The organism is Cetobacterium sp. (assembly GCF_051653945.1).
Classification (GTDB): Bacteria; Fusobacteriota; Fusobacteriia; order Fusobacteriales; family Fusobacteriaceae; genus Cetobacterium_A.
Genome location: NZ_JBOFXD010000060.1, coordinates 36,654 through 46,497, shown reverse-complemented (window position 1 = coordinate 46,497; position 9,844 = coordinate 36,654). Strand labels below are relative to the sequence as shown.

General features: G+C 30.5%; 10 protein-coding genes, 1 tRNA gene and 1 riboswitch. Of the genes, 9 read left to right on the top strand and 2 right to left on the bottom strand.

The annotated features are described in order from the left end of the window. The coding region (locus tag ACRC8M_RS06815; RefSeq protein ID WP_438528446.1) for a SelB domain-containing protein at nucleotides 1-204 on the top strand (204 nt) is incomplete at its 5' end. A 66-nt stretch (nucleotides 205-270) separates the two neighbouring features. After that, the gene (locus ACRC8M_RS06810) at nucleotides 271-738 is read left to right on the top strand and encodes an SRPBCC family protein (protein ID WP_438528445.1); all 468 of its coding nucleotides are present in this window, start codon (nucleotides 271-273) and stop codon (nucleotides 736-738) included. A gap of 43 nt (nucleotides 739-781) precedes the next feature. Here ACRC8M_RS06810 and ACRC8M_RS06805 read toward each other — a convergent pair whose 3' ends face one another. Beyond that, nucleotides 782-2,206 (bottom strand): amino acid permease, encoded by a 1,425-nt coding sequence (locus ACRC8M_RS06805; protein WP_438528444.1) that lies wholly within the window; start codon nucleotides 2,204-2,206, stop codon nucleotides 782-784. Nucleotides 2,207-2,372: 166 nt separating this feature from the next. Between ACRC8M_RS06805 and yedF the strand changes: the two genes are divergently transcribed. From yedF to ACRC8M_RS06790, 3 genes are all read left to right on the top strand, one after another. Next, nucleotides 2,373-2,960 (top strand): sulfurtransferase-like selenium metabolism protein YedF, encoded by a 588-nt coding sequence (gene yedF, locus ACRC8M_RS06800; RefSeq protein ID WP_438528443.1) that lies wholly within the window; start codon nucleotides 2,373-2,375, stop codon nucleotides 2,958-2,960. Next, entirely contained in the window at nucleotides 2,960-3,235 is a 276-nt protein-coding gene (locus ACRC8M_RS06795; RefSeq protein WP_438528442.1) for a DUF3343 domain-containing protein, read from the top strand. The genes yedF and ACRC8M_RS06795 overlap by 1 nt, the downstream gene beginning before the upstream one ends. 28 nt (nucleotides 3,236-3,263) lie before the next feature. Beyond that, nucleotides 3,264-3,357: transfer RNA gene (locus tag ACRC8M_RS06790), tRNA-Sec, on the top strand. A 53-nt stretch (nucleotides 3,358-3,410) separates the two neighbouring features. Here ACRC8M_RS06790 and ACRC8M_RS06785 read toward each other — a convergent pair. Continuing rightward, a complete protein-coding gene (locus ACRC8M_RS06785; protein ID WP_438528441.1) occupies nucleotides 3,411-4,310 on the bottom strand; it encodes an aldo/keto reductase in 900 nt (299 codons plus the stop codon). Nucleotides 4,311-4,713: 403 nt separating this feature from the next. Further along, a riboswitch (purine riboswitch) is annotated at nucleotides 4,714-4,811 on the top strand. 139 nt (nucleotides 4,812-4,950) lie between these two features. On the opposite strand from ACRC8M_RS06785, the gene ACRC8M_RS06780 reads away from it, so the two are divergent. Genes ACRC8M_RS06780 through ACRC8M_RS06765 form a run of 4 tightly spaced genes read left to right on the top strand, consistent with a single transcriptional unit; the run spans nucleotide 4,951 to nucleotide 9,825 of the window. Next, entirely contained in the window at nucleotides 4,951-6,300 is a 1,350-nt protein-coding gene (locus ACRC8M_RS06780; protein ID WP_438528440.1) for a uracil-xanthine permease family protein, read from the top strand. A 27-nt stretch (nucleotides 6,301-6,327) separates the two neighbouring features. Beyond that, entirely contained in the window at nucleotides 6,328-7,122 is a 795-nt protein-coding gene (locus ACRC8M_RS06775) for an FAD binding domain-containing protein (RefSeq protein ID WP_438528439.1), read from the top strand. Beyond that, nucleotides 7,122-7,586 carry a (2Fe-2S)-binding protein gene (locus tag ACRC8M_RS06770; RefSeq protein WP_438528438.1) on the top strand — a complete coding sequence of 155 codons (465 nt, stop codon included), beginning with the start codon at nucleotides 7,122-7,124 and terminating at the stop codon, nucleotides 7,584-7,586. The genes ACRC8M_RS06775 and ACRC8M_RS06770 overlap by 1 nt, the downstream gene beginning before the upstream one ends. Continuing rightward, on the top strand, nucleotides 7,573-9,825 hold the full coding sequence (locus ACRC8M_RS06765) for a xanthine dehydrogenase family protein molybdopterin-binding subunit (RefSeq protein ID WP_438528437.1): 2,253 nt from the start codon (nucleotides 7,573-7,575) through the stop codon (nucleotides 9,823-9,825). Before ACRC8M_RS06770 ends, ACRC8M_RS06765 begins: the two co-directional genes overlap by 14 nt. Nucleotides 9,826-9,844: the final 19 nt, after the last annotated feature.

Here is a 9,844-nt window from a genome sequence, read left to right as displayed (position 1 = left end):
GAATATTTTCTTTTAAAAGGTTTTTATCAAGAAGCTTTAAATAGATTAGAACACTTCCTTGCAGTAAATACTCAAATCACATTGGCAGAGTTTAGAGATCTTCTTAAAACTAGTCGTAAAATGGCTCTCATATATCTTGAAACTTTTGATGAAAAAAAAGTTACTAAAAAAATTGAGAGCTATCGAATAAAAAATAATATATAATCTTAAAGGAAATTTCACAAAATCACTTAATAATATATTATATTCTATTAAATGGGAGTGATTTGTATGGAACTAAAAGAATTAAATGAAAAAATACCATTTTTTGTTCAAGGGATTGATATTCAAGCCCCAAAAGATTTTGTATTTAAACTTATATCTGATTACAGTAAGCACGCTCTTTGGATTACAGGTTTAGAGGATGAGAAGCATACAGATACACCAGAGGTTACTGGTTCTACTTTCTGTGAAAAAATAAAAATGTACGGTTTTAAAGAGGAGTATTGTGGAAAGGTTTTAGCTTATGAAGATGGTAAAATGTACCAAATTGAAGTAGGGGATAAATGGGTAGACTTTAAACTTGAATATGATTTTGAAGAGGTTAACCCAACTAAAACTCATTTAATGCTAACTGCTTGGACGTTAAAAGGAACTTCATTACATAAACTTTTCAATGTTTTTAATAAAAAAATTCTAGAGAATCAATTAACTAGATTAAAAGTTGTTGCTGAAACTGAATTTAAGAAAACAATATAACAAAAATGGAAGAACTTTCACGTTCTTCCATTTTTTGTTTAATCTATTTTTTCTTATCCTCTTTAGATTTATGATTTATTCCACTTAAAAATTTAATTACCACACCTATTAACATAAACATCAATAGACCACCATAGTACAGTTTCATTTTATCTAACTGCTTTATCACTGGTACTGTAAAATCATATCCTGCAAAAATAAAAGCTATAAATGTCATTGCTGAAACTGATACTCCTGCTAAAATAGGTATTAAATTCCCTTTTGATATTTGAAAAGGAGATATATACCCTCTTTTTCTAAAGAATATATAGCTAATTCCTAAACAAAAATACGGTACAATTAAAGCCATTGTTGTCATATCATATACTCTATAATATAACTCTCCTGCCGCCTCTCCACCAAAAGTTGTAAGAGCTATAAATAAAAATGCTAATATTGTTTGAAATATTAAAGCATTTCTTAAAATTCCATTTTTATCACATTTCTTTGTTAACCAATCTGGAAAAGTCCCTTTAGGTGCTTCACTAAATACTCCAGCTGCTAGGGAAGTCCCCCAAAGAATAAGAGCAACTAACGTTATTAGTGAATAAGCTATTCCCATTAATTTAACAAACCAAATTCCTAATCCTATCTTATCCCCCATAAATTTAAACCCTGCTAAAACTGCATTTATTAAAGATATTTTTGAAAAATCCTCTTGAGTTCCAAATGCTGAAACTGAAACAATTCCTAAAACATAAAGTATCCCTATTAACATTGAGGCTACAAGTAATCCTTTTACAAAGTTTTTCTCTGGATTCTCAACTTGATTTACATATGGTCCTACTACCTCGCCTCCACCAAATGCAAATAGTATCCATGAAAATGTTCCTAAAGACCTAGCTAAATCTGATTTAGATGTAACCTTTATTACAAACATCTCAGTTGTTAAGTCTGTAGCTCCTTGTCCCGTTAAATGAAGATATATTCCTGCTACTAAGAACATTAAAACTGTAAAGAGTGAAACATATCCTATAGGCTTTGAAAGAGCTCCTATAGCTTTTTGATACTTCACACCAATAATTAATGATATAACCAGTGCTAATAAAGATAAAGTAGCCGTTTGTATATTTGATATATTCGCATCTCCAAATAATCCAAAACTAAAGTATGTTGGTACTCTTGTTGCTAATGTTGGTAAATAAAATATATTTGCTATAAAATATGACCAAATTGCAAAATAGGCCATCTTTTTTCCTAATCCTATCTCTATCCATGAATATATTCCACTTGTTCTATCTTGAGCATACGCTCCAAATTCTGCCATTATTAAACAAAGTGGTAAAAAATAAAATAATATTCCTATTACCAGCATTGTGGCGGATGACATTCCTACTTCCTTAAAATTATTGGCAATATTTCCAAATCCAAATACTCCCAAGAATATCATCATTACTAGTGATGACACAGATAGATACTTCTTTTTCATTCTCAACTCCTCGTAATGTATTATATTTAAAACAGTTTTTATAATAACACCTTTACTAAAAAAAATCAATTTTTTTATTGTCTATTTATGTCAATTTTAAAGTATAATTTTTTGTATAAATATTGTATAATTAAAAAAAGTATAATTTTTTAAGGAGTGTGAAACAATGATAAAAGTTAATGCTATTGGACAAACTTGTCCTATACCAGTTATTATGACAAAAAATGCTTTAAAAGAAATAACAGAAGGTTCAATTGAAGTTTCTATAGATAATAAAATTTCTAAGGAAAATATTGAAAAATTTTCAAAAGAGATGGGATTTTCTTTTACTACTAAGGAAGAAAATGGAATATTTTTTATTCAAATAAATAAAACAATTAATGAAACTTCATCAAATTCTAATACACCTAATGATGAAAATAACACTATTATAGTTATTGCTTCTGATAAAATGGGAGATGGGGACGTTGCTCTTGGGGAAACTTTAATGAAAGGATTTATATATACCCTTACTGAAATGGAAACTCTACCAAAAGCTATTCTCTTCTATAATAAAGGTGTTTTCTTAACAGCTTCTAATGAAACTACTATAAAAGATTTAAAAATTCTTGAAGGAAGAGGGGTTGAAATCCTATCTTGTGGAGCTTGTCTTAATTTCTATCATTTAGAAAATAATATTGCTGTTGGAAGTGCCACAAATATGTATAATATAATAGAAAAGCAAATGAAAGCAAATAAGGTGATTAGACCATAATGAGTTCAGAAAAATTTTTAATTATAACAATCGATTCAACTCATTTAGTTATGAAGGTAGAAAAATTCTTAGTTGAAAGTGGAATAGATGTTCGAATCATACCATTACCTGGTGAATTAAAAGCTAGTTGTGGTCTTTCTTTAAAAGCAAATATTGAAGATGCACATAAAATAATAGAACTTTTAATTGAAAATAATATAGATAAAAATATATATAATTTCTATCTTTGTGAAAAAAATGGTTTTAAAAAGAATTTTTCTACTTTTAATTTTTAAAAATTTATGATATAATAAATATGAAATTGGAAGCGGATGAGTTACTGGTGTACTCAGCAGTCTTCAAAACTGTCTTGGCGAGTTAAATCGCTGGTAGGTTCGATTCCTATACGCTTCCGCCAATTTTAAAAGTTCAGCCTCACCAAAAAGTGAGGCTTTTTTATTTATCTATTTTTTATGGAATATCATTTCCCATTCCATTTACTAGTATTTCAAACCACTCTTCTCTTGTCAACTTTATATTACACGCTTTCACTGCAGACTCCAGTCTTTCTATCTTTCCACTTCCACAAATTGGTACTAAATTGGCAGGATGAGATAAATGCCAAGCATAGATTATTGTATCAGTCTTACAACCATACTTTTTAGATAATCTCTCTAAAACTTTTCTTAACTCCACTGCATTTTCATCTCCAGAAATAAAAATATCTCCTCCTGCTAAAGGCGACCAAACCATTATAGGAACTCTTTTTTCCTGCATTAAATTTATTGTTCCATCATAAAAATGTTGTGTTTTTAGTGGTGATAACTCTATTTGATTAGTAACAAGTTTAAAATCCAATCTACTTTGTAAAAGATTAAAATCTGATGGTAAAAAATTAGAAACTCCCCACTCTAAAACTTTTCCAGCTTCTCTTAAATCAGTTAAAGCTCTTGCTGTCTCATCAGCATCCATATACATATCAGGTCTATGAATCAATACTAAATCTAAATAATCTATATTTAAATTTTTTAAAGATTTTTCTACACTTTTAACTATATGTTCATAGCTTGTATCATAACAATGATATCTATTTTCAGGCATATTCTCTGATACTAATTTTATTCCAACTTTACTTACTAATTGCATTTTTGCTCTTAATTCTGGTTTTAAAGCTAAGGCCTCTCCAAAAATTTTTTCACAAGTGTAACGACCATAAATATCTGCATGATCAAATGTTGTAACACCTAAGTCAACTGCTTTTTCTAAATACTCTAGCAACTCTTCTTTTGACATTCCCCAATCATTTAAACGCCAGAATCCTAATGCTATTTTTGACATCTTTAATTTTTCACTTAACTGTATATAGTTCATAAAAAGCCCCCTTATATTAGTTTTGGTTACACTTAGTATATTCTTAAAATATATAATTGTCAAAACAAACAACAAATAAATCAATATAAAAAAAGAAGACCTTGGGAAGGGTCTTCAATTCTTAACTAATTTTTTGGTTGGCGTAAATAACAGCATTTACTTTGATATTTTATACCAAAGTAATTTGTTTGTCAAACTTTTTATTATTAATAATTTGACTATCGTTATTTTTGTTTTGACTTTGTATAATCCACCTTTATCGATTTGGTAAAAAAGTATTGAAAAGTCAGCTAAATTATGATATTATTTTTCCTAAGTAAACATTCTTAAATTCACTAAGATTTAATTAGTGAATTTTTAAGAGCATTTTAAGTGCACCACCCATTGATCTTTTAGGTTTTTCAATGGAAATTAAAGAATTACTCATATATATCCGTAATACGGTCGGAAGTTTCTACGGCTAACCTTAAATTAGCCACTATGGGTGAAATAAATAGATTTTTTAGTCTAGTTTTTTTAGATTATCTATTTTTCACTTGTAGAAGATGAAAAAAGATAATCTTTTTTTATTTTCTACAATAGTTTAATCCCAACTATATATTTGAGTAAAATTCAAAAAAGAATTTTAGGAGGATTATCAATGAACAAAAACAGATCGCCTTATCACTTAGATGGAGTTCCAGAATTAAAAACGGCTTTACCTTTAGGTTTGCAACATATTTTGGCAATGTTTGTTAGTAACATCACACCTATCATAATTGTTGCTAGCGTTTTAGGAATTTCACCTGAGCAAAAAACACTTCTTATTCAAGCTTCTATGTTTGTTGCAGGTTTAAATACTTTAATCCAAGCATACACTCTTGGTCCTATTGGAGCTAAACTGCCAATTGTTGTTGGAACTAGTTTTGCTTTTGTTCCTGTTGCTATCTCTATTGGAACAAGATATGGTTTTGAAGGAGTATTGGGTGCTGCCTTAATTGGAGGAATCTTCGAAGGACTTTTAGGTCTTATTATAAAAAGAGTAAGAAAGTATTTTCCACCTATTGTTACAGGCGTTGTTGTTCTTTCAATTGGCCTTTCACTTTTACCAGTTGGTATTAAAAGTTTTGCAGGTGGTGTTGGTGCTCCAGATTTTGGTTCTATTGAAAACTTACTTATTGGAACTGTTGTTCTTATTACAGTTGTTTTCTTTAAACAATTTACAAAGGGGATTTTAAGCACTGGCTCTATCTTTATTGGAACAATTGTTGGTTTCATAGTAGCTTTAATGTTTGGAAAAGTAAATTTACAACCACTTATTCAAGCAGACTATCTTACTATACCTAAACCCTTAATGTTTGGATTTGCATTTCATTTTGATGCTATTTTAGCTATGATTTTAATGTTTATCGTTTCTGCTGTTGAAACTGTTGGAGATATGTCTGGAGTTACTATGGGAGGTGCTGGTAGAGAAACAACTGATAAAGAACTATCAGGTGGAATTCTTGCTGATGGACTTGGAAGTGCTTTAGCTGCAGTATTTTCTGTTTTACCTACTACATCTTTTAGCCAAAATACTGGTATTATTGCTATGACTGGTATTATGAGTAGATTTGTTGTTGCAACTGGAGCTATGTTCCTAGTTGTAGGAGCTTTTATCCCTAAAATAGGTGCTCTTTTCACAATTATCCCCGCTAGTGTTATTGGTGGAAGTTTAGTTATGGTCTTTGCTATGATTTCAATAAGTGGTATCAATTTAATTACTAAAGAACCTTTAAAAGGTAGAAATTCTGTTATATTAGCTGTTTCGTTAGGACTTGGATATGGACTTGGAAATGTTCCTGAAGCTCTAACTGTTTTCCCTGAGAGTATAAAACTTATATTTGGTGGATCTGGAATTGTTGTTTCAGGTACAATTGCCGTATTCTTAAATATAATTTTACCTCCAGAGAATGAAATAGTTGAAGAAAAAGTAACTGAAGAAGCTAAACTAGCTAAAAAAGTTGCTTAATAAATAAGATTAATTGGAGGTTTTAACTTGTTTTCTTTTTCCAAATTTTTTCTAGCCTCTTCTCTTGAAGAAGCTTATTCAGAACTTTTAAAAAATAAAAAAAATATTATTCTAGGTGGAACTTCTTATTTAAGAATGGGAAACGCCTCTTGGAATACAGCTATTGATTTATCTAATTTAAACCTAAATTATATTTTAGAAAAAGAGGATTTTATCTCAATAGGAGCTATGACTAATTTTAGAGCTCTTGAAAAAAACTCTCTTTTAAAAAACTATTTTGGAGAAATTTTTAATACTGCTTTAAAGGATATTATTGGTGTACAATTTAGAACAAATGTAACTGTTGGAGCAACAGTTTTTAGCAAGTATGGTTTCTCTGATTTAATCCCAGTTTTACTTGCTTTAGATAGTAAAGTTAAACTTTTCAATGGTGGCATCTTAACATTAGAGTCTTTTTTAAATGAAACAGATATTAGAAAAGATATATTAGTAGAGATTTTAATACCTAAAAAAGTTTGTAAGACATCTTTTCAGTGTGTAAGAAAAAGTAAAACTGATTATTCTATTATAAATTTAGCTATTTGTAAATTTGATAATAGTGTAACTATTGCTGTTGGGGCAAGACCTGGAAGAGCTATGTTAGCTAGAAAAACTATGGATATTTTTAACCACAGTGACAATATTGAAAAAGAAATTATCAACGCTATGAAATATATTGGAAATGAGATTCCTTTAGATTCAAATATGAGGGGTTCAAAATCTTATAGAGAGCTCCTTCTAACAGCATTACTTAGAAAAGGAATTCAGGAGGTTTTAAATTAATGTTATTAACAACTACTATAAATGGTAGAAAAAAAGAGATTCTTATAAAAGATGACGATTATCTACTTGATGTTTTAAGAAAAGAGGGGTTCCTAAGTGTTAAAAGAGGTTGTGATACTGGAGCTTGTGGTTTATGTACAGTTCTTTTAAACGGTTCTCCTATACTTTCTTGTAGTACTCTTGCAGCTAGAGCACAAGGAAAACAAATTTCTACAATTGAGCATTTTCCAGTAGAAGCTAAAAAATTTGCTTCTTTCATGACTAGCGAAGGGGCTGAGCAGTGTGGTTTTTGTTCTCCTGGATTCACACTAACCGTTATTGCAATGACAAAAGAATTAGAAAATCCTACTGATGATGAAATTATGCATTATTTAAATGGAAATCTTTGTAGATGCAGTGGATACATGTCTCAACTTAGGGCAATTAGAAATTTTATGGAGGAGATAAAAAATGAAAATTGTTAATACATCAGTTAAAAAAGTTGATGGTATAGGAGTTGTTACAGGAAATCCTGCTTATACTGAAGATTTAATTTTAAATAATAATGTTTTAACTATAAAATTATTGAGATCACCTCATCCTTTTGCTAAAATTAAAGCTATTGATACATCAATAGCTTTAAAGGTTCCTGGTGTTGAAGCTATTTTTACACATGATGATACTCCTAAAACTAGATTTACTTTAGCTGGACAAGGTTTTCCTGAACCCTCTCCATACGATAGAAGGATTCTTGACGAATATGTTAGATATGTTGGAGATCCTGTAGCTATTATTGCTGCTGAAGACGAAAGAGCTGCCGATAAAGCTATGAAACTAATTAAAGTTCAATATGAAGTTTTAGAACCAATTTTAGATTTTGAAAAATCGATTGACTCTAATATTGTTATTCATCCAGAGGAAGTTCATACTAATTTTGAAATAGGATACGAAAGAGAAAGAAATATAGCCTCTAAAGCCTATGATGAAAAACCTGGTGTTGACGAAGGATTTGAAAATAGTGATGTTATTCTTGAAAGAACATACTATACTCAACCACAAATGCACGCTATGATGGAAACTTATAGATCTTATAGTTATTTTGATGTCAATGGCAGATTAACAACAATAAGCTCAACACAGATTCCATTTCATGTTAGAAGACATTTAGCTAGAGCTTTAGAGATGCCTAGCAGTAAAATAAGAGTTATTAAGCCTAGAATTGGGGGCGGTTTTGGTGGTAAACAAACAGCTGTTTGTGAAATCTATTCAGCTTTTGTCACTTTAAAAACAGGAAAGCCATCTAAGATAGTATACAATAGAAAAGAAACTCATACTTGTACAACTACAAGACATGCAATGAAGCTTGATGTTAAAATAGGTTCAGACACAAATGGAAATATTAAAGCCATTGATATAAATGTTTTATCGAATGCTGGTGCTTATGGCGAACATGCACCTACAGTTACCTCTCTTGTTTCATATAAAACTTTCCCTCTTTATGAAACTGTACCTATGAGATTTAATGCTAATATTGTTTATTCAAACACTATGAATGCTGGTGCTTTTAGAGGATATGGAGCTACTCAAGGAACTTTTGCTGTAGAGTCTATTATTAATGAATTAGCTCATCACCTAAATCTTGATCCTACTGAAGTTAGAATGAAAAATCTTGTTGAACCAGGGGAAGGAAAGTATATTACAAGTGGGGACATTAAAAAATGTATTGAAATTGGTAAAGAAAAATTTAATTGGGCAGAAAAATCAATCCCTAGGGAAGTAGCTCCTAATAAAGTTAGAGCTGCTGGAATGGCTGTTACAATGCAAGGATCTGGAATTGGTGGTATTGATACTGCTGCTGCAACAATAAAGCTTGGAGATAGAGGCGATTTCAACCTTATGGTAGGAGTAACTGATATGGGGCAAGGGTGCGATACTGTTCTTACCCAAATGGCCGCTGAAGTTTTAGAAGTTCCTATGGATAGAATCTCTATTCACTCAGCAGACACTGATTTATCTCCATATGATCCTGGAGCATATGCATCTAGTGGTACTTATGTCACTGGAAATGCTGTAATTATTGCTGCAAATAATATGAAAGAGGAGATTTTAAAAGGTGCATCTAAAATGTTCAATGTTGAAATTAATGATATTGACTATCTTGGGACAGAGTTAAAAATAGCTGATAAAACTATCTCTTTAGAAGAGTTTGCACAACGTTCTATCTCTTTTGAAGGAATGAATCAAATCACTACAACTGGAACTTGGGGAGGAGAAAGTTCTCCACCACCATTTATTGCAGGATTTGCTGAAGTTGAAGTAGATACTTTAACAGGAGAAGTTGAAGTTACTGATTATCTTTCTGTTGTAGATTGTGGAACTCCAATTAATCCAAACTTAGTTCAAGTTCAAGTTGAAGGTGGAGCTGCTCAAGGAATAGGACTTGCTCTTTTTGAAGATATTAAGTATGATAAAAAGGGAAGAGTTATAACAGACTCTTTAATGCAATATAAAATTCCTTCTAGACTTGATTGTAAAAATATAAGAGTTGAATTTTCAAACTCTTATGAAAAAACAGGACCTTTTGGAGCTAAATCTGTTGGTGAAGTTGTTGTAAATACTCCTGCTCCTGCCATCGTAGATGCAGTATATAATGCAACTAAAGTTAGAGTTAGAAATTTGCCTGTAACATCTGAAAAAGTTTTAATGGGAATTTTAGATATCTAAAACTATTCAAAGTGGGAGG

Excerpts from the sequence above, each read along its gene's own strand:
- ACRC8M_RS06785 (WP_438528441.1), bottom strand. The coding sequence starts at position 4,310 with ATGAACTATATACAGTTAAGTGAAAAATTAAAGATGTCAAAAATAGCA.
- ACRC8M_RS06810 (WP_438528445.1), top strand. The coding sequence starts at position 271 with ATGGAACTAAAAGAATTAAATGAAAAAATACCATTTTTTGTTCAAGGG.
- yedF (WP_438528443.1), top strand. The coding sequence starts at position 2,373 with ATGATAAAAGTTAATGCTATTGGACAAACTTGTCCTATACCAGTTATT.
- ACRC8M_RS06765 (WP_438528437.1), top strand. The coding sequence starts at position 7,573 with ATGAAAATTGTTAATACATCAGTTAAAAAAGTTGATGGTATAGGAGTT.
- ACRC8M_RS06805 (WP_438528444.1), bottom strand. The coding sequence starts at position 2,206 with ATGAAAAAGAAGTATCTATCTGTGTCATCACTAGTAATGATGATATTC.
- ACRC8M_RS06770 (WP_438528438.1), top strand. The coding sequence starts at position 7,122 with ATGTTATTAACAACTACTATAAATGGTAGAAAAAAAGAGATTCTTATA.
- ACRC8M_RS06795 (WP_438528442.1), top strand. The coding sequence starts at position 2,960 with ATGAGTTCAGAAAAATTTTTAATTATAACAATCGATTCAACTCATTTA.
- ACRC8M_RS06780 (WP_438528440.1), top strand. The coding sequence starts at position 4,951 with ATGAACAAAAACAGATCGCCTTATCACTTAGATGGAGTTCCAGAATTA.